Raw genomic sequence first — 18,325 nt, forward strand, 5'->3', positions numbered from 1 at the left:
GCTGAATAAACGACGTGATCGGCCAGAAAAATGAACGACGACAACCAGACAGAATCGACGAGAGCATGAAGCCGCCGACGAACCCGGCAAGCGGCATCCTGCTGGTCGACAAGCCGCAGGGCCTCACCAGCCACGATGTCGTCTCCCGCACCCGCAAGCTCGCGGGGACCCGCAAGATCGGCCACGCCGGAACCCTCGACCCCATGGCCACGGGCCTGCTCGTGCTCGGCATGAACTCGTCGACCCGCCTGCTCACCTACGTCGTCGGACTCGGCAAGGAATACTTCGCCACGGTGCGTCTCGGGCAGTCCAGCGACACGGATGACGCGGAGGGCACCCTCGGCGAGGCGGCCGACGCCGTGCAGCTCGCGGGGCTCGACGACGAGGCGGTGCGCGCCGGCATCGCCGCGCTCACCGGGGAGATCCAGCAGGTGCCGTCGAGCTTCAGCGCCATCAAGGTCGACGGCAAGCGTGCCTACGCCCTCGCCCGGGCCGGCGAAGAGGTCGAACTCGTCGCCCGCACGGTGACGATCCACGCCTTCGAGGTGCTCGAGATCCGTCGCGACGCCGGATTCGTCGACGTCGACGTACGGGTCGAGTGCTCGAGCGGCACCTACATCCGCGCCCTCGCCCGCGACCTCGGTGGCGACCTCGGCGTGGGCGGACACCTGACCGCCCTGCGCCGGTCGAAGGTCGGCCCGTTCGACGTGACGGATGCCGCGACGCTCGAGGACCTCGTGGTGGACGACCGACTGCTCACGCCCGCGAGCGTGGCGACCGCGCTCTTCCCGACCCGCGCGCTCGAGGAGCAGGACGTCGTCGACCTCGTCCACGGCAAGCGCGTGCAGCTGCCCGACCTCGAGGGCACCGAGGGGCCGATCGCCGGTCTCGCCCCCGACGGCCGGCTCGTCGGGCTGCTCGAGATGAGGGGGGCTTCCGCCAAGCCTCTCGTCAACTTCCCGACCGACGAGGTGCTCGCGTGATCGAGTGGTTCCTCTGGGCCCAGCTCGTCGTCGGAATCCCGGGCGGCCTGCTCTGCATCGTGCTCGGTCTCGCCGGCCGCAAGCCGGACGACCTCACCATGGGCGCCGCGGCGCTCGTGACCGTGCTGCTGCTCGTGCAGATCGTGATCTCCGCGCTCGCGCCCCTGTTCGGCAACGCCCCGACGGGCAACGCGCTCGAGTTCTGGGTGTACCTGGTCACCGCGTTCATCATCCCGCCGCTCGCCATCGTGTGGGGTCTCGTCGACCGCTCGCGCTGGAGCACCGTCGTGCTCGGGGTCGCCATTCTGGCCGTCGCCGTCATGCTCTACCGCATGTATCAAATCTGGTTCGTCCAGACCGCGTAATCTGTACTCAATGACCACCACGACTCCCACGCGCTCGACCGGTCTCGGGCGTGTCCTCATCGCCGTCTACGGCCTCCTCGCGCTCGCCGCCACCGGACGGTCGGTCTTCCAGATCCTGGACGACTTCGACCAGGCACCCGTGGCCTACGCGCTCTCCGCGCTCGCCGCCGTCGTCTACATCGTGGCGACCGTCGCGCTGATCGTGCCGGGCGACACCTGGTACCGCGTGGCGTGGATCACGATCGGCTTCGAGTTCGTCGGCGTGATCGTCGTCGGCCTGCTCAGCATCTTCGACCCGGTGCTGTTCCCGGCGAAGACCGTCTGGTCGATGTTCGGCCGCGGCTACGGATTCGTGCCGCTCGTCCTGCCCGTGCTCGGCATGGTCTGGCTGTACCTGCGCCGGCCGCGCGCGGCCACGTCCACGCCCGCGTCTGCGTCGCCCGGAACCACGTCTCCCGGCACCACGGCAGCCTGACCGTGGAGTTCTACGACTCGCTCGCCGACGTCCCGGCGGGCTTCGGACCGAGTGCCGTGGCGATCGGCAAGTTCGACGGGGTGCACGCGGGCCACCGCCGCATCATCGGCGAACTGCGGGCCGTCGCCGATCGCGACTCGCTCGAGGCCACGATCGTGACCTTCGACCGTCATCCGCTCGCCCTGCTGCGTCCCGAGTCCTGCCCGCCCCCGCTGGTCAGCAACGACCAGAAGGTCGCCCTGCTCGCGGAGACCGGCGTCGACGCGACCCTGATGCTCGCCTTCGACCGTGCTTTCAGCGAGCAGTCGCCCGAGGAGTTCGTGCAGCGCATCCTCGTCGACGCCCTGCACGCGCGCGTCGTGATGGTCGGCGCCGACTTCCGCTTCGGCTCCAAGGGCAGCGGCACCGTCGCCGTGCTCACCGAACTGGGGCGCGAGCACGGCTTCGAGGTGCTCATCATCGACGACGTCGTCTCGCCCGAGGAATCGCACACGCGTCGGGCGTCGTCCACCTGGATCCGCGAGCTGCTCGCCGAGGGACGGGTCGCCGAGGCGGCCGTCGTCCTCGGGCACGCGCCGGTCGTGCGGGGCGTCGTCGTGAAGGGCGCACAGCGCGGCCGCGAACTCGGATTCCCGACCGCGAACCTGTCGCCGCGCAACGAGGGTTTCATCCCCGGCGACGGCGTCTATGCCGCATGGTTCACCGTCGACGGCGTGCGCTACGCCTCCGCAGTCTCGATCGGCAACAACCCCACCTTCGCCGGGGTGCCCGAGAAGCAGGTCGAGGCGCACCTGCTCGACGAGACGATCGACCTGTACGGCAAGCTCGTCGAGGTCGCGTTCGTGGAGTACATCCGCGGCCAGGTGAAGTACACGACCATCGAGGCGCTCATCGACCAGATCGCCGACGACGTCGCGAAGGTGCGGGTCGTGCTCGGCCAGCCGGCGCCGGCCGTCGCTCCGGGCTAGGTCCGGATCAACCGCGCGAGCGGCACCTTGACGCCCTTCTGGATCTTGTCGATCACGTCGTCGGGGATCGTCTTGACGAGGGGCAGTTCGAGCTCCTTCGCCCACGACCCCACGGTGTCGACGATCTGATCGGTGTCCATGCCCCTGAGGTGCGGCTGTACCTGCGCCCAGAGCGGCTCGAGCGCCTTGATGTCGAAGTGCTTGCCGCCGAAGAGGTCGCCGACCACGCCGCCGAGGGCTCCGAGGTCGAATCCGCCGTTCTTGTCTGCCATGGTGGGCTCCTTCGTTCCTACTCCGCGGCCGGTTGCGGCCGCTCTCCATTATCGGCCGGCCGGTGCGACGGGAGCCCCGTGCGCCCGGCGAGGAAGAGCACGATCTCGGGGCCCGGTGCGTCGAGCGGGATGCCGCGGCCGACGGTCCACTCCCCGTCGGTGGCGCGCAGCTCGCGGCCGGCCAGCACGGAGCGGATCGCCAGGGGAGCGGTGAGCGCCCGGTGCACCGCGACCGCGCCGAGCGTGATGGGGTCGAGGTCGACGTCGACGCCCGCGCTCGTCGCGATGTCGAGGGTCGCGACGACGGCCGCGTCGAGGTCGCCGATCGCGCGCTTGCGGGGCTCCGCGGAGACCTCGCGCAGTGCCCCGATCGGGTCGGCGACGGGCTGCGTCGGCCGCGGCATCCCGAGCCTGCTTCTCAGCCGTTGTACGCGGGTCGAGCGCAGCCGCGTCACGAGGTCGACCGTGCAGCTGCGTACGTCGACGCCGGTCTGCAGCGTCGGCGCGTCCCAGAGGACGGGGTCGGCGTGGTCGAGCGTGTCGACGAGCCGCGCGACGACCGCGGACAGCCGCGGCGCCCAGTTGCCGTCGACCCCTGACTCGTCGCCGCCGCGTCGCTGGCTGAGGGGGAGATACTTCGACACATCGCTCACGAGCCAACCGTAGACCACCCCCGGCCGCCGTAGACTTGGCCGGTGCAATCCCCGCGTCCGCTCCCGCTCTGGGGAGGGCGCACCCTCGCTCTCGTCGGCATCGTCACCCTCGCGCTGAGCCTGCGCACCGCCGTCACCGCCATCTCGCCGATCATCAGCGAGATCCGGCAGGACATCCCGCTCACCGGCGTGGGTATCGGCCTCATCGGCATGCTGCCGCCGATCTTCTTCGCGCTCTCCGGCATCATCGGCCCGTGGCTCTCGCGCCGGGTCGGGCTCGACGGCGCGATCGTGCTCTCGGTCGCCGTGATGATCGTCGGTCACCTCGTGCGCGCCGCCTCGGGATCCTTCCCGGTGCTGCTCGTCGGCAGCGCGGTCACGCTCGTCGGCGTGGGCATCTGCAACGTGCTGCTACCCCCGGTGGTCAAGAAGTACTTCCCCGACCGCATCGGCTTCGTCACCGCGACCTACGTCACGATCATGTCGATCAGCACGGCGTTGCCGTCGCTGCTCGCGGTGCCGATCAGCGATTCGATCGGCTGGCGGTACTCGCTCGCGATCTGGGCCGCGGTCGCCGGCACCGCGCTCGTGCCGTGGCTGCTGCTGCTCACCCGGCACCGCCGGGACACCGCCGCCGCTCTGCTCGGCGAGCCCGATCCCTCCGACGTGGTGGAGACGCCCGACGCCGCGCTCGAGGGTCGTCTCGTCCGCTCGCCCATGGCGGTCGCCATCGCGGTGACGTTCGCCGTCTCGACGATCAACGCCTACGCGTCGTTCGCCTGGCTGCCGCAGATCCTCGTCGACCTCGTGCACGTCACGCCCGCGGCCGCCGGCACGCTGCTCGCCGTCTACTCGATCGCGGGCTTCCCGGGGTCGATCGTCGCGCCCATCCTGGTCAGCCGGCTGCGCAGCCCGTTCTGGGTGATCGTCGCGGGGGTCGCGTTCTTCGTCACGGGCTACCTCGGGCTGTTGCTGGTTCCCGGCACGCTCACCGTGGTCTGGGTGCTGCTGATCGGATTCGGCCCGATCCTGTTCCCCGTCTGCCTCGTGCTCATCAACGCGCGCACCCGCAGTCACACCGGATCGGTGGCTCTGAGCGGATTCGCGCAGGCAATCGGCTACACGGTCGGCGCGTTCGGACCGCTGCTGCTCGGCGTGCTGCACGACGCGACCGGCGGCTGGACGGTGCCGCTGCTGTTCCTGCTCGTCGTATCGTTCGCGGGCGTCTTCGGCGCGGTCGTGCTGGCGAAGCCCGGCTACGTCGAGGACCAGCTGGCGCGGCGGTAGGCGCGGGTGCGGGGCGCGCAGCGCGCTCGCGGGGCGCGGGGCGCGCTCGCGGGGCGCGCTGAGTTGTGTCGCCCACGCGCAGGTTCGTGCGTCAGCGTGCGCCACAAACCTCAGCGGAGCTCGCGCAAACCTCAGCGCGCGCGACGACGCTCAGCGCCGTACACGGGAGGGTCGGCGCCGTACGCGGGCGGGTCAGGCGACGAGGTCGGCGCGGTGCACGAGCGCCGCGGAACCGATGAGCGGCCCGGCGTCCGAGAGCGCCGACGGCACGACCTGCACCTTGGTGACGAAGTCCCAGTCGCGCTTGGCGATCGCCTCGCGGATGAAGCGGAACAGATCGGGCGTGACGCGCGAGAACCCGCCGCCGATCGCGACGATGTCGAGGTCGTTGAGCGCCGTCGCCGAGGCGATGGCCTGCCCGATGGCGCGGCCCGAGCGCTCGACCGCGGCGATGGCGATCGGGTCGCCGGCGGCGTAGGCGACCGCGAGGTCTTCGCCGGTCGCGCCGACCCAGCCCTGGCGGTTGGCCCAGGCGACGGTCTTCGGTCCGGAGGCGACCGCCTCGACGCAGCCGATGCCGCCGCAGAGGCACGGGTCGTCGAACCCGCCGACCTCGACGTGGCCGATGTGGCCCGCATTGCCCGACGGGCCGGCGATGGCCGAGCCCTGCAGGATGAGCCCGCCGCCGACGCCGGTGGAGACGATCATGCCCATGACGTTCTGGTAGCCGACCGCGGCGCCGACCCAGTGCTCGGCGAGGGCGATGCACTCGCCGTCCATGCGCAGGGTCACCGGCACGCCGGGCACGGCGTCGATGACGAGCTGGCGCAGCGGGTAGTCGCGCCAGACCGGGAGGTTGAGGGGGGAGACGAGGCCGTCGGCGACCGAGATCGGTCCGGCCGAGCCGATGCCGACCCCGAGCAGGGTCGCGTCGGCGGGCAGGGCGGCGAGGGCGCTGCCGAGCACGGAGAGGACGGCGGCGGCCAGATCGTCGGATGACGCGGTGGGACCGGTCGGCCGGCGGAACCGGCTCGCGGCGAGCACGACACCCGCGTCATCCACCAGTGCGGCCTCTGCCTTGGTGCCGCCGATATCGATCGCGAGGGCGAGATTCCGTGTCGTCGTTTCGCCGGCCGCAGTCGTCATCGTCATGTCGCATATTCTACCGGCGCTGTCGAGGCCGAACGTTTCCCAGCGTGCGCGCGTACGGTGGCGGAATGGCGACTCGAGTGTTGGTGACTGGTGCAAGCGGCTACATCGGCGGGCGGCTGGTGCCGCGGTTGTTGGAGGCCGGCTACGAGGTACGCGTCTCGGTGCGCGACCCGCAGCGGCTGCGCGACTACCCGTGGGCCGACAAGGTGGAGATCGTCACCGCCGACCTCACCGACGCGGACGCGGTGCGCTCCGCCGTGCGGGACATCGACGTGCTGTACTACCTCGTGCACGCGATGGGTGCCGGCGGGGACTTCGAGAAGTCCGAGAGCGTGGCGGCGACGGTCGTCGCCGACGCGGCCGCACAAGCCGGCGTGTCGCGCATCGTCTACCTCGGCGGGCTGCACCCCGACGGCCCGCTCAGCCCGCACCTGCGCTCGCGCGCCGAGGTCGGCCGCATCCTGCTCGCCTCGGGTGTGCCCACGGTGGCGCTGCAGGCCGGAACGGTCATCGGCTCGGGGTCGGCCTCGTTCGAGATGATCCGTCACCTCACCGACGTGCTGCCGTACATGCCCGCGCCCAAGTGGGTGCGCAACTTCATCCAGCCGATCGCCGTGCGCGACGTGCTCTACTACCTGGTCGAGGCGGCCGAGCTGCCGCCCGAGGTCAACCGCACCTTCGACATCGGCGGGCCCGACGTGCTGCGCTACGGCCAGATGATGAACGGCTACGCCGTCGAGGCAGGGCTGCCGCAGCGTCCCATCGCGCCGCTGCCGGTGCTCACGCCGTGGCTCGCCTCGCAGTGGGTCAACCTGGTCACCCCGATCCCGCGCGCCCTCGCCGTGCCGATCATCGCCTCGTTGCAGTACGACTGTGTCGCGCGCGAGAACGACATCGACGACGTCATCCCGCGCCCCGAGGGCGGTCTCACCGGGTACCGCCGAGCGGTCAGCCTCGCGCTCGGCAAAGAGCGCGCCGGCGAGGTCGAGACCAGCTGGCAGGACTCCTCGGTGTTCGGCGCCCCGAGCGACCCGCTGCCGAGCGACCCCGAGTGGTCGGGGCACACGGTCTTCACCGACCTGCGCGAGAAGCATTCTGCCGCGAGCCCCGCCGAGCTCTGGCGCGTCGTCGAGAGCATCGGCGGCGACAACGGCTGGTATTCGTTCCCGCTGGCCTGGGCGGCGCGCGGCTGGGCCGACAAGCTCGTCGGGGGAGTGGGCCTCCGGCGCGGACGCCGCAACCCCGACCGGCTCAACCTCGGCGAGGCGCTCGACTTCTGGCGGGTCGAGGAGATCGACCGCGGCCGGTTCCTCCGTCTGCGCGCCGAGATGCGGGTGCCGGGCGCCGCGTGGCTCGAGCTCACCGTGACGCCCGAGGGCGAGGGATCCCGCTACCGCCAGCGCGCCGTGTTCTTCCCCAAGGGGCTCGCCGGTCGGCTCTACTGGTTCAGCATCCTGCCGTTCCACGGCGTGATCTTCGCCGGCATGGTGGAGCGCATCACGGCCGCCGCGGTGCGGGCGACCGCGAAGCAGAAGGCCGCCGAATAGGCGCAGCGCCCGCGAGGGCCTACGGTCAGGCATGACGACTACCAGCGTTAGCCTCGCCCGCCGCTCCCTGACAGCGCTGTTGGCGCTGATCGCGGGCCTCGCGCTCGTCGCCGTCTCCGCGGCCGGTCCCGCCCGCGCGGCCGACACCGACGACATCCTCTCGGGTCTGAATTCCGCCCGGGGCACGGCAGGACTCGCCCCGGTCGTGCGGGACTCCCGGCTCGACACCGTCGCCCTCGACTGGGCCAAGCGGATGGCGGCGGCAGGCACTCTGTCGCACAACCCCGACGTCGGCACGCAGATCCCCTCGGGGTGGAACGGCTACGGCGAGAACGTCGCGCACGGGTTCGCCACCGGCGACGACGTCACCGCGGGCTGGACGGCGTCGCCCGACCACTACGCGAACATGGTCGGCGCCTACACGAGCGTGGGGATCGCGTTCCTCCCGGCCGACGGCAGCACCTGGGCGGTCGAGGTGTTCGCCGACTACGCGGGGACGGCGGCCGTGGCAACCGTCGAGACCGCGCCGACGGGTGACGCTGCAGCGGAGGTCGCACCGACGCAGACGTCGGCCGCGACCCCGGCCCCGGGCGAGATCGTGGTCACGGCGACGGCCGAGCCCGCGTCATCCGTCTCGCCCGTCGTCTATCTGGCGGCCGCAGCCGTCCTGCTCGTGCTGCTGGTCATCGGCGCGACCACCCTCAACCGCCGCCGGGGGCGACGCGGCCGCGCCTGACGCCCGCGGGCCAGGGACTACAGGCTGCCGATCAGCCGGCGGTAGAAGCCGACGCCGCGCAGCCAGGTGTCGACGCTCATCCGCTCGTTCTTGGCGTGCAGGGTGGCCCGCTGCTCGCCGGTCATCTCGAACGGGCTGAAGCGGTACACGTGGTCGCTGATGCGCGTGAAATGCCGGCTGTCGCTCGCGCCGAGCTGGATGTACGGGGTCACGATGACGTCGTCGAAGGTCTCGTCGATCGTGCGCGCGAGCAGGTCCCAGGCGCGGCCGGTCGTCGGCGAGACGGGCGACGGCTCCGAGGGGTGTTGCACGTCGATGCGCACGGCGTCGTCGCGCAGGGCGGTGCGCACGTGGCGCACGCTCTCCTGCACGGTCGAGCCGACGGCGACCCGCATGTTCACGGTCGCGACGGCCCGCTCGGCCAGCGCGTTCGCGGCGAGGCCCGCGCTCAGCTGCGTCACCGCCTGCGTCGTGCGGATCATCGCGTTGGTCTCGTCGCTGAGCCGGCCGAACAGGCGCAGCAGCAGGGGCCGGGTCAGCCAGAGGTTGGTGAACGCGAACCGGATGGGCCCGCTCGCGTGCGCGCCGACCGTGCGCAGCATCTCCAGGTTCGTGGGGGTGAACCGCGCGGGAAACGGCGACGCGTTCAGCCGAACGATCGCCCGCGACAGACGCGCCGTGGCGGTGAGCCGCGGGGGAGTCGAGGCGTGCCCGCCCTCCTGCTCCACGGTCAGGGTCAGGGTGGTGATGCCCTTCTCGCTCACCCCGACGACCGCGGTCGGTTTCGCCACCCCGGGGAAGACCCCCTCGACGACGGCACCACCCTCGTCGATCACCAGGGCGGGCCGGATGCCGCGTGCCTCCAGCAGCGCGACGACGGCCTGTGCGCCCCCGCCCGTGGTCTCCTCGTTGTGCCCGAAGCTGAGGTAGACGTCGCGCGCGGGCACGAAGCCCTCCGCGGCCCGGGCCTCGACCGCCTCCAGGATGCTCACGAGCGCTCCCTTGTCGTCGAGGGTGCCGCGGCCCCAGATCAGCTCGCCGTCGGGCGAATCCACCCGTTCGGCGGCGAAGGGCGGGTGGTCCCAGCCCTCGTCGGTGGCAGCCACCACGTCGTAGTGCGCCATCAGCACCGTGGGCGCACCGTCGCCGGAGCCGGCCCAGCGGTAGAGCAGCGAGTGCCCGTCGACGAGCTCGCGGTCGAGGGCGGCGTGGAGAGCCGGATAGAGGCCGGGGAGGGCCTCGACGAACTCGTCGAACCGTGCCCAGTCGGTCTGGGACTCGTCGAGCCGGGATACGGTGGGGATGCGGAGAAGGGCCTGGAATCGGGCCAGCGAGAGCTCGTCGTCAGAGGTTCGGGCGGTCATGATCCGACTCTAGGGGCATAGCGCACGCGCAAGGACTCGGCCGACCCCCTGCTCCCTCGACTACAGTAGCCCGATGAGCAAACTCAGTGGGGGAGAAGTAGCGCCGGTGCCGTCGTCCTGGCCGCGCACACTGTCGCGCAGCGATGTCGTCCTGCACAAGGGACAGCTGACGCTCGTGAACTCCCAACTGACGCCGACCGAGTCGATGGTCGAAGACCTCCTCTTCGTGCGCCGCGTGCTCGACGACGCCGGGCTCGAGTACCTGCTCGTGCGCGGCAACGACGAGCGCCCCGTGCTCGCTGTCGACTGGAAGCAGCGTGCCGTCCTGCAGGAGGCACTGGCCACCGCGATGGCGACGGAGCCCTTCTACTCCAAGACGATCGATCCGCACGCGGGTCCCGCCCTGTTCATCGCCGACGGCCGCCTCTCCTCCGACGAGAAGGCGCGCGTCTTCCGGCTCTTCCGCCCGCGCGTCGAGCCGGTCGGCCGCCTCCGCTACGGAGCCTCCACCGGAGTGCAGCTCGAGCTCTGGTCGTTCACCGAGGACGAGATCATCGCTCCGGTGGAGAACTCGCTCACCCGCCGCACGATCCCGCGTCACGAGCTGGTCGAGTCGACCGTCGAGCGCTACGGCATGAGCTGGCGCACGGCCGAGCCGATGTTCGACCGTCTCGCCTCCGACATCACGTTCGACATCGACATCGTCTTCTCCTGGGTCGACGGCACCGACCTGGAATTCCAGCGGGCCCGCGCGCGTCGTATGCAGAGCTACGTGGTGGGCGAGGGCGACGACCACGAGGCACGCTTCCGCCAGATCGACGAACTGCGCTACGCACTGCGCAGCGTCTACGTCTTCGCGCCGTGGATCCGCCGCATCTTCATCGCGACCGACTCTCCGACCCCGCACTGGCTCGCCGACCACCCCAAGGTGACCGTCGTGCGCAGCGAAGAATTCTTCTCCGACCCCTCCGTGCTGCCGACCCACAACTCGCAGGCGGTGGAGAGCCAGCTGCACAACATCCCGGGGCTCGCCGAGCACTTCCTCTACTCCAACGACGACATGTTCTTCGGCCGCCCGGTCACCCCCGACATGTTCTTCTCGCCCGGCGGCATCACGCGCTTCATCGAGGCGGAGACCCGCATCGGCCTCGGCGGCAGCACCCCCGAGCGCAGCGGATTCGAGAACGCCGCCCGTGTCAACCGCAACGTGCTGCTCGAGCGCTTCGGCGTCACCATCACCCGCCACCTCGAGCACGCCGCGACCCCGCTGCGCAAGAGCGTGCTGGCCGAGCTCGAGCGCGAGTTCCCCGAGGAATTCACCCGCACGGCGGCCAACGCCTTCCGCAACCGCGAGGACATCTCGGTCACCAACTCGCTCTACCACTACTACGCGCTCGTCACCGGCCGCGCGGTCGCCCAGACCGACGCCAGGGTCAAGTACGTCGACACCACGACGCGCGCCGGACTCAAGGTCATGGACGGCCTTCTGAAGAAGCGCTCGTACGACATGTTCTGCCTCAATGACGGCAGCTTCCCCGAGGTCGACGGCGAGACGCGCACCGTCGCGGTGAAGAGTTTCCTCAACCGCTACTTCGCGATCGTCGCCCCGTGGGAGAAGCCCGAGCGCGTCGTCGGCGAACAGGCGGGCTGACCCGCCCGTCCGGCCTCGCCGGTCTAGCCGACGCGTTCCTGACGGACGCTTTCCTGACCGGCGGTGACCGCGCGGATGATGTCGATCGGCACCGTCAGCAGGGTGTCTTCCTCGACGGCCGTCGCGGTGGACGGCGCGATGCGCACGCCCTCGCGCCGCAGGATCGCCGCGGTCTCCTCGGCGGAGACGTAGCTGACCTCGGCGTACGTGCCGAGCGGCACGACCGAGTGCAGCACGGTGTCGCGGTAGACGTGCACGAGGTTGAACGCCTGGGCACCGTCGCGGGCTTTGGTGCCGCCGACCGGCACGTTGAGGTCCTGCGTGTAGCAGGTGGCCGAGGCGACGGAGACGGGGATGCCCGCGAATGTCGCGGTCGACGAGTAGTGCAGGTGTCCGGCGATGATGCTGCGCACGTCGGAGCCCTGCAGCACCTCGGCGAGGCCGGCCTGGTCGCGCAGCTCCACCATCACGGCGAGGTCGAGCACGCTCGGGACCGGCGGGTGGTGCATGGCGAGGATCGTACCGTGCAGCGACGGCACGCTGAGTTCCTCGGCGAGCCAGTCGAGCTGGGCGTCGCTGATCTCGCCGTGGTGGTGGCCCGGCACGGTCGAGTCGAGGGAGATGATGCGCAGGCCGTTGACGTTGTAGACGCGGTCGATCGGTGCGGCCTTCTGGTCGGGGCCGAGGTGGGTCTGGCCGAGCAGCCCCTCGCGGAAGTTGCCGCGGTCGTCGTGGTTGCCCATGACCCAGACGACCTGCGCGTCGAGCCGTGCCGCTGCCGGTTCGACGATCGCCTTGAGCTGCTCGTACGCGGCGGGATCGCCCTTGTCGGCGAGATCGCCGGTGATGACGATGGCCTCGGGGCGTCCGCCCGATGCCTCCAGCTCGTCGAACAGCTGGCGCAGATTGCGCTCGCTCTCGACCGTGGATCCGTAGAGGGGGCCTTCAGCGACGAAGTGCGTGTCGCTCAGGTGGAGAATGAAGTGGTCCGGCCGAGAGTACTCCGCCGTTCTGGGGCTCATAAATCCATTCCACCAGACTTTGGCTGGACGGTGGGTAAACGCCCCCTTGCGAGTCGGCAAATTTCGTAAAAAACTATAACTTCGCGCTTTCTTGCACCCCGGTAGGCGTGGCCGGGGTACAGGGCCGGGATTTCTCCGGTGGGCGCTCGGCTAGAATCGGTGATCGATGAGCGCCACGTACCCCACACCCCAGTTCCGGCGCACGGCGCTCGCTCCCGGCATCCTCGGAGCCATCGTCCTACTCGCGGGAATCGGGCTCCTCGGCTCCGACGGCCACACGGTGATCCTGTTCGCCGTCGCCATCCTCGCGCTCATCATGTGCGTGTTCGCCTGGCAGGCGAAGCAGTGGTGGTGGATCATCGGCTTCGCGCCGATCGCCGTTGTCTGGAACCCGATCTACCCGCTCGGCCTCGAGGGCGACATCTGGCTCGGCGCCCAGTACGTGGCCGCGCTGGTCTTCATCGCCGCCGGCATCCTCATCAAAATCCGCAACCCCGAGGACCGTAACCGCCGCTGATACACGGGTTTGCCTCGTAATCGCATAGAATAGGGCCAACGCCACTTCAGCCCACCAGCCGCATCGCGACTGGGTCTGGACCACTGGATCGGCGCCGTTAGTCGCCAGACGAACATGGACCACCATGGACGCGGGGCAATACCGTCCCACGACCTTTCTGTACCCGCACCGGCAACGACCCGCTGGAGCACGAGGAGAACAATGGCCGAACAGGGCCAGCGCCAGAGACGCCACACCGGTGGCGGTCAGTCCGGCGGAGCAGCGACACAACGTCGATCGACCCAGCAGCGCCGCTCCCGTGGTGGCGACGACGCGGGAGTCATCCCGGTCCTCGCCCGCGCGGCCCGCGAGGTCGAGACTGCCGTGCAGAAGGGCCCGCTCAAGCCGGCCAACCGCGCCCGGTTCCAGGTCGCGGCCCTGCTGCTGCGTGAGGAGCGCGCGCGGGTCAAGAAGGACCCGACGCTCACCGAGGCCGAGCGCTCGAACGAACAGAAGCGACTCGACGGCCTGGCCGGCATCCTCGCCAAGACCGCCGCCCGCGACACCAGCCTCATCGCGATGCTCGCCGAGGACGCCCCGGTCACCGCCGCCGCCAAGGCGCTGCGTCGCGACCTCCTGCTCGCCGCCGGTGTCGAACTCAGCCCCGACGAGCTCATCATCACGACCGAGCCGAAGCCCGTCGACAAGACCATCGAGAAGCAGGTCGTGCCGCAGTCGGTGCGCCAGATGCAGATGTCGAATCCGTTCCTCGCTCCCGACTTCAGCGCGCTGCAGCCGAAGCCCGTGCAGGTCAACCGCCTCGGCAACTGGGAGCTCATCGAGCCCCTGTTCCGCGCGTTCGAGTACGGAGCCGGCGGGGGAGCGGCCAGTATGGATCTCCCCGAGGCCCAGAGCCTCACCACCCCCGGCGGTACCGAGCTGATGCGCCACCAGGCGCGATTCGTCGAAGAGGTCAAGCGCGGCCACCGCACGTTCCTGCTCGCCGACGAGCCGGGACTCGGCAAAACCGCGCAGGCCCTGCTCGCGGCATCCGTCTCGCACTCCTACCCCCTGCTCGTGGTCGTGCCGAACGTGGTCAAGACCAACTGGGCGCGCGAGGTGGAACTCTGGACGCCGGGACGCACCGCCACGGTCGTGCACGGCGACGGCAAAGACGTCGACGCCTTCAGCGACGTCGTCATCGTCAACTACGAGGTACTCGACCGCCACGTCGGCTGGCTCTCCCGCTTCGGTTTCAAGGGCATGGTCGTCGACGAGGCGCACTTCATCAAGAACATGAAGAGCGAGCGCAGCAAGAACGTGCTGTCGCTCAGCCGGAGCATCCGCGCCGCCCAGCCGCGCGCCCTGATGATCGCGCTCACCGGTACGCCGCTGATCAACGACATCGACGACTTCCGCGCCATCTGGCAGTTCCTCGGTTGGATCGACGACAAGAAGCCGCTCTCGCCGCTCATGGACAAACTCGAAGACACCGGCCTCACCCCGGCCGACTTCGGCTTCTTCGCCGAGGCCCGCCAGGCCGTCGTCGACATGGGCATCGTGCGTCGCAAGAAGGTGGATGTCGCGGCCGACATCCCCGCACGCCGGGTGGCAGACATCCCGGTCGAACTCGACGACGACCTCGGACGGACCATCCGTGCCGCCGAAGCCGCGCTCACGGCCCGCCTGATGGCGACCTACCGCCGCGTGCGCGCGCTCAAGCCCGACGCCGACGTGGAAGACCTGATCCGCGTGGTCGCCCACGCCGAGCTCGACGAGTCGAAGGGCGCCAAGACCGGCGACAACGTATTCACCATGGTCCGCAAGATCGGGCAGGCCAAGGCCGGGCTCGCCGCGGACTACACCGCGCAGCTCGCCCGCAACGTGGGCAAGGTCGTCTTCTTCGCCAAACACATCGACGTGATGGATGCCGCGGAGGCACACTTCGCCAAGGCGGGGCTCACCAGCGTCTCGATCCGCGGAGACCAGTCGCCGAAGGCCCGTCAGGCCGCGATCGACGCGTTCGCGAGCGACCCCGAGGTCTCCGTCGTGGTGGCCTCGCTGACCGCCGCCGGCGTGGGGCTCAACCTGCAGGCCGCGTCCAACGTCGTGCTCGCCGAGCTCAGCTGGACCAGCGCCGAGCAGACGCAGGCGATCGACCGCGTGCACCGCATCGGCCAGGCGCTGCCCGTGACCGCGTGGCGCATAATCGCCGCCCACACGATCGACGCGCGCATCGCCGAGCTCATCGACAGCAAGGCCGGTCTCGCCGCCCGCGCTCTCGACGGTTCCGACGAGGAGATCACCGCCGAGTCGAACATCCAGCTGCAGGCTCTGATGAGCCTGCTGCGCGACGCGCTCGACGACTGAGCCGCGTACTCACACGGCTGACCCGCCCGTGAGGCGGCGGCGGGGAGGCGCTACGCGAACAGCGTCGCGATGCGCTCCGCCATCGGCGTGACGTAGTACGCGGCGACCGCCGCGGCCGCGACGACGGCGAAGACGAGCAGCGGCGCCCAGCTGGCGCCGGCCCTGCCCGTCTGCCCCGTCGTGCGCACGGCGCGCGCGAACAGGTAGACGGCCGGCGTGAAGACGATCCAGAACGGCGACGCGGTGACCGTGTGGCCGCTCTGCGTCAGCTGCCGGCGGTCGGCGAAGGCCAGGGCGATCGCCGCGATGACGAGCACGAATGCCGTGCCGCCCTGCGAGAACGGCGTGTAGAACTCGGGCAGGTAGGTCGCGATGCCGAACTCCACGCCGACGAACACGGCCGGCAGCAGCGAGAACAGCCACGCGGCGGCGGTGGAGACGGTCGTGGGCGGAGCCAGGGTGCCCGTGCGGATCGTGGGCGTCATGCCGAACGGGTGATACTGGTCGACGACCGGGGTGGCGAGCGCCTGTGCCGCGGCAGCGGCCTGGGCGGCGCGTTGGACCGCCGCTTGCTTGACGCGCTCGGCCCGCTCGATGAGCAGCGCCTCTTCGGCGCGCGCCGCGATGCGGGCGGCGTCGATGCGGGCGGCTTCGGCCCGGACGGCCTCCGCGCGCTCGGCCTCGGCGCGTTCGGCGTCCAGGCGCACCGTCTCGAGGCGCTGTGCTTCGAGTTCCGCCGCGCCGAGTTCTGCCCGGCGCAGCGACTCGGCGCGCTCGCGTTCGGACCGCTCGACGTCGGCGCGCTCGCGCTCCGCGAAGGTGTTGGCGCTCACGGGTGCCGCGGCGGGCACCGGAGCGAAGGTCTGTGCGAACGTGTGCACCGGGGCCTCGGTGACCGGGGCCGGAGCGATGGTGGACACCACGCTCGAGTCGATGACCCCGGCCGGGTCCTCGGTCATCTGCGGGTGTGTCGGTGCGTCATCCGTCGTCGGGTCTGCCGCCGTCGCGAACTGCTGCGCGGCGAACGACGACTGCGGCTGCTGGGTCGCGGTGACCTCGGGACCCATCGAGTACGCGGGCGCCTCTCCGGCGAACTGCCGCTGGATTTCCGAGACGGCTGCGGCGTCGCGCAACTGGCGGCGGGTCGGCAGGGAGGTGTCGGGCACCGCGTCGCCGACGATGGCCCGGCGCACGGTGGGCGCCGACGGCGAGGGCGCGCGGGAAACGGTGGGCCCGGGCAGGTTGGCGTAGCCGGGAGTGACCGGCGGCGGGGTCTCGAGCGCGTGGGTCCAGGCGTTCCCGTCCCACCAGCGGCGCTGCGTCGACCCGCGCGGGTCGGGGTACCAGCCGGCGGGGATGGCCGTGGGCCGGGGCGGTTGGGCGAGCGGGTTCTCGGTCATGTCGGGTTCACAACACTTTCAGGTTTCGGGTTCCTCGAAAGGCGCTAGGGAGTGCGGTGTGCACAATGGCGCACGGGCCGAAGCCCGCGCGCCATTGTCATATCCATCGTGGTGGCTGTCCGGTTACCGGTCGATGCCCCAGACACCCCAGTCGAGTACCTGCCAGGCGATCCAACCGTTGGACCGCTCGAGGCTCACTGAGATGTCGGAATTCTTGCCGCTGGCGCTGACGGCCTGGCAGACCGTCTGCTCGCCGAACAGCACCGGGGGTGCGACGGGGCAGGTGACGCTCATCGATGCGCCGCTGATGAGCAGCGCGTCGCTCTCGACGGACGCCTCCAGCTGCGACACGAAGATGTTCGGCAGGATCGCGATGATGAGGCCGGGGATGGCCACGACCGAGACCAGGTGCAGGGTGCCGAGACCGAACCAGACGAGCACGGGCGCGATGCCGTGGCCTGACTCGCGGATGACGTTGCGGGCGCGGGCCAGCAGATAGATCGGGGCCGATAGGAAGGCCCATGCCCAGTGCGCGGGACGCTCGATGCCGCGGGCACGGAGCATGCGCGAGTCGGCGAAAGCGAGCCCGATCACGATGAAGTACGGCACGACGAGGATCGCTGCGAAGACGACGACGTTGCTGCCCATGCCGAGGGCGGTGAGCAGGAGGAGGCTCAGGACCAGCTGGAACAGGGGGATCATCGCGATGATCCAGGAGGGTGCGGTGCTGACCATCGGTCCGCCGTCGCGCATGGCCGACTCCGTCGGCACGTTGAGCGTGGATCGGCGGCCGCTGGGGCGGCCCTCGGTGCGCCTGGCCTCGGCACGGGTGCCGAAGATCGAGTCGATCGACTCGTCGGCGGCGGTTCCGCCGGCGGGAGCGTTGTCGAAGAGGGAGTCGAAGGAGGGCGTCGGCCTCAGCGGTTCGCCGTAGCCGGCGGGGTTCGCATAGCCCGTCTGCGTCGAGTGGTCGCCCTGTGCGGCGTACTCGGTGCGGGGCGTCTCGGTGAAGGACGTCTGCTGCGGCTCGTACGGGTCGTGGGCCTCGTCGCGGGGAGCAGGGGTGTCGTTGATCTTCGTAAAGGCGCGGGGAGGCTCGAGTTCGCGGAGGGTCGCAGCGGTGGGCTTGACCGGCTCGGCGGGCTTGCGCTCGTCGCGCTGGCGCTCACGCTCGCGTTCTTCGCGACGCGTGGGGAGTTCGTCGTCGGCCCAGGCGAACTTGGTGTCCTGCATAACCATCGGCTGGCGGGCGGCAGAGGTCTGCTCCGTCCACGCGTGGTTGTTCCACCATCGCAGCTGGGGCAGACCGAGCGGGTCTGGGTACCAGCCCGCGGGCGCCCCGAACAGATCGTCTTGTGACACGTGTGATTTCCCCTTTTCGAAAGCTATTCTTCCGACTTCTTCCCGAGTATAGGGAAGCGATAACCACAAGCGCATCATTTCTCACGTTGTCCACGCACCCCCAATGCCGGGGGTGTCCGGCCCGGAATGCGGGGCGGATCGGGGGCGCCCGCCGCGAATTCGCCGGCGGGACATTTTCGGTATACGCCGCGTTCACCGTTGCCGCCCGCCGGGCCGGGGCCT

General features: G+C 70.4%; 17 protein-coding genes. 10 read left to right on the plus strand and 7 right to left on the minus strand.

From position 1 onward, the window contains the following. Window positions 1-65 precede the first annotated feature (65 nt). The 4 genes from truB to HD599_RS05325 are packed head-to-tail and all read left to right on the plus strand — an operon-like array spanning window position 66 to window position 2,791. On the plus strand, window positions 66-983 hold the full coding sequence (truB, locus tag HD599_RS05310) for a tRNA pseudouridine(55) synthase TruB (RefSeq protein ID WP_184234300.1): 918 nt from the start codon (window positions 66-68) through the stop codon (window positions 981-983). After that, entirely contained in the window at window positions 980-1,348 is a 369-nt protein-coding gene (locus HD599_RS05315; RefSeq protein WP_184234303.1) for a hypothetical protein, read from the plus strand. The genes truB and HD599_RS05315 overlap by 4 nt, the downstream gene beginning before the upstream one ends. Before the next feature lie 10 nt (window positions 1,349-1,358). After that, window positions 1,359-1,823 carry a hypothetical protein gene (locus HD599_RS05320; RefSeq protein WP_184234306.1) on the plus strand — a complete coding sequence of 155 codons (465 nt, stop codon included), beginning with the start codon at window positions 1,359-1,361 and terminating at the stop codon, window positions 1,821-1,823. A 2-nt stretch (window positions 1,824-1,825) separates the two neighbouring features. Continuing rightward, window positions 1,826-2,791 carry a bifunctional riboflavin kinase/FAD synthetase gene (locus HD599_RS05325; RefSeq protein ID WP_184234309.1) on the plus strand — a complete coding sequence of 322 codons (966 nt, stop codon included), beginning with the start codon at window positions 1,826-1,828 and terminating at the stop codon, window positions 2,789-2,791. Here HD599_RS05325 and HD599_RS05330 read toward each other — a convergent pair. Together HD599_RS05330 and HD599_RS05335 are read right to left on the minus strand one after the other, a co-directional pair. Next, window positions 2,788-3,063 (minus strand): hypothetical protein, encoded by a 276-nt coding sequence (locus HD599_RS05330; RefSeq protein ID WP_184234312.1) that lies wholly within the window; start codon window positions 3,061-3,063, stop codon window positions 2,788-2,790. The two genes, HD599_RS05325 and HD599_RS05330, sit on opposite strands and share 4 nt — an antisense overlap. Window positions 3,064-3,080: 17 nt before the next feature. Then, entirely contained in the window at window positions 3,081-3,716 is a 636-nt protein-coding gene (locus HD599_RS05335) for a hypothetical protein (RefSeq protein WP_184234315.1), read from the minus strand. Window positions 3,717-3,758: 42 nt separating this feature from the next. On the opposite strand from HD599_RS05335, the gene HD599_RS05340 reads away from it, so the two are divergent. Then, the gene (locus tag HD599_RS05340; protein WP_184234317.1) at window positions 3,759-5,003 is read left to right on the plus strand and encodes an MFS transporter; all 1,245 of its coding nucleotides are present in this window, start codon (window positions 3,759-3,761) and stop codon (window positions 5,001-5,003) included. Window positions 5,004-5,195: 192 nt separating this feature from the next. Here HD599_RS05340 and HD599_RS05345 read toward each other — a convergent pair whose 3' ends face one another. Further along, entirely contained in the window at window positions 5,196-6,155 is a 960-nt protein-coding gene (locus HD599_RS05345) for an ROK family protein (protein ID WP_343061898.1), read from the minus strand. Between the two features lie 65 nt (window positions 6,156-6,220). On the opposite strand from HD599_RS05345, the gene HD599_RS05350 reads away from it, so the two are divergent. After that, entirely contained in the window at window positions 6,221-7,702 is a 1,482-nt protein-coding gene (locus tag HD599_RS05350) for an SDR family oxidoreductase (protein WP_184234319.1), read from the plus strand. 31 nt (window positions 7,703-7,733) lie between these two features. Next, the gene (locus HD599_RS05355; RefSeq protein ID WP_184234321.1) at window positions 7,734-8,438 is read left to right on the plus strand and encodes a CAP domain-containing protein; all 705 of its coding nucleotides are present in this window, start codon (window positions 7,734-7,736) and stop codon (window positions 8,436-8,438) included. A 17-nt stretch (window positions 8,439-8,455) separates the two neighbouring features. Here the strand turns inward: HD599_RS05355 and HD599_RS05360 are convergent, their stop codons facing one another. After that, window positions 8,456-9,802, minus strand: a complete 1,347-nt coding sequence (locus HD599_RS05360) for a M20/M25/M40 family metallo-hydrolase (RefSeq protein ID WP_184234323.1) — start codon at window positions 9,800-9,802, stop codon at window positions 8,456-8,458. Window positions 9,803-9,875: 73 nt separating this feature from the next. On the opposite strand from HD599_RS05360, the gene HD599_RS05365 reads away from it, so the two are divergent. After that, window positions 9,876-11,453 (plus strand): stealth family protein, encoded by a 1,578-nt coding sequence (locus HD599_RS05365; RefSeq protein WP_184234325.1) that lies wholly within the window; start codon window positions 9,876-9,878, stop codon window positions 11,451-11,453. A 23-nt stretch (window positions 11,454-11,476) separates the two neighbouring features. Here HD599_RS05365 and HD599_RS05370 read toward each other — a convergent pair whose 3' ends face one another. Then, window positions 11,477-12,475, minus strand: a complete 999-nt coding sequence (locus tag HD599_RS05370; protein ID WP_184234327.1) for a phosphodiesterase — start codon at window positions 12,473-12,475, stop codon at window positions 11,477-11,479. A 166-nt stretch (window positions 12,476-12,641) separates the two neighbouring features. On the opposite strand from HD599_RS05370, the gene HD599_RS05375 reads away from it, so the two are divergent. Beyond that, the gene (locus HD599_RS05375) at window positions 12,642-12,992 is read left to right on the plus strand and encodes a DUF6804 family protein (RefSeq protein ID WP_184234330.1); all 351 of its coding nucleotides are present in this window, start codon (window positions 12,642-12,644) and stop codon (window positions 12,990-12,992) included. Window positions 12,993-13,193: 201 nt separating this feature from the next. Further along, window positions 13,194-15,341: a DEAD/DEAH box helicase gene (locus HD599_RS05380; RefSeq protein ID WP_184234333.1), complete on the plus strand. Its 2,148-nt coding sequence runs from the start codon at window positions 13,194-13,196 to the stop codon at window positions 15,339-15,341. A gap of 50 nt (window positions 15,342-15,391) precedes the next feature. Here HD599_RS05380 and HD599_RS05385 read toward each other — a convergent pair whose 3' ends face one another. Next, complete coding sequence (locus HD599_RS05385; RefSeq protein WP_184234337.1) at window positions 15,392-16,741, minus strand: DUF2510 domain-containing protein; 1,350 nt, start codon at window positions 16,739-16,741, stop codon at window positions 15,392-15,394. Window positions 16,742-16,864: 123 nt separating this feature from the next. After that, window positions 16,865-18,103, minus strand: a complete 1,239-nt coding sequence (locus tag HD599_RS05390; RefSeq protein WP_343061900.1) for a DUF2510 domain-containing protein — start codon at window positions 18,101-18,103, stop codon at window positions 16,865-16,867. Window positions 18,104-18,325: the final 222 nt, after the last annotated feature.

The organism is Conyzicola lurida, from assembly GCF_014204935.1.
In the GTDB taxonomy this organism is placed as follows: domain Bacteria; phylum Actinomycetota; class Actinomycetes; order Actinomycetales; family Microbacteriaceae; genus Conyzicola; species Conyzicola lurida.

Bases quoted from the DNA above. Each gene is read 5' to 3' on its own strand.
- truB (WP_184234300.1), top strand. From the start codon at position 66: ATGAAGCCGCCGACGAACCCGGCAAGCGGCATCCTGCTGGTCGACAAG.
- HD599_RS05320 (WP_184234306.1), top strand. From the start codon at position 1,359: ATGACCACCACGACTCCCACGCGCTCGACCGGTCTCGGGCGTGTCCTC.
- HD599_RS05330 (WP_184234312.1), bottom strand. From the start codon at position 3,063: ATGGCAGACAAGAACGGCGGATTCGACCTCGGAGCCCTCGGCGGCGTG.
- HD599_RS05345 (WP_343061898.1), bottom strand. From the start codon at position 6,155: ATGACGATGACGACTGCGGCCGGCGAAACGACGACACGGAATCTCGCC.
- HD599_RS05350 (WP_184234319.1), top strand. From the start codon at position 6,221: ATGGCGACTCGAGTGTTGGTGACTGGTGCAAGCGGCTACATCGGCGGG.
- HD599_RS05355 (WP_184234321.1), top strand. From the start codon at position 7,734: ATGACGACTACCAGCGTTAGCCTCGCCCGCCGCTCCCTGACAGCGCTG.
- HD599_RS05360 (WP_184234323.1), bottom strand. From the start codon at position 9,802: ATGACCGCCCGAACCTCTGACGACGAGCTCTCGCTGGCCCGATTCCAG.
- HD599_RS05365 (WP_184234325.1), top strand. From the start codon at position 9,876: ATGAGCAAACTCAGTGGGGGAGAAGTAGCGCCGGTGCCGTCGTCCTGG.
- HD599_RS05370 (WP_184234327.1), bottom strand. From the start codon at position 12,475: ATGAGCCCCAGAACGGCGGAGTACTCTCGGCCGGACCACTTCATTCTC.
- HD599_RS05375 (WP_184234330.1), top strand. From the start codon at position 12,642: ATGAGCGCCACGTACCCCACACCCCAGTTCCGGCGCACGGCGCTCGCT.
- HD599_RS05380 (WP_184234333.1), top strand. From the start codon at position 13,194: ATGGCCGAACAGGGCCAGCGCCAGAGACGCCACACCGGTGGCGGTCAG.
- HD599_RS05385 (WP_184234337.1), bottom strand. From the start codon at position 16,741: ATGACCGAGAACCCGCTCGCCCAACCGCCCCGGCCCACGGCCATCCCC.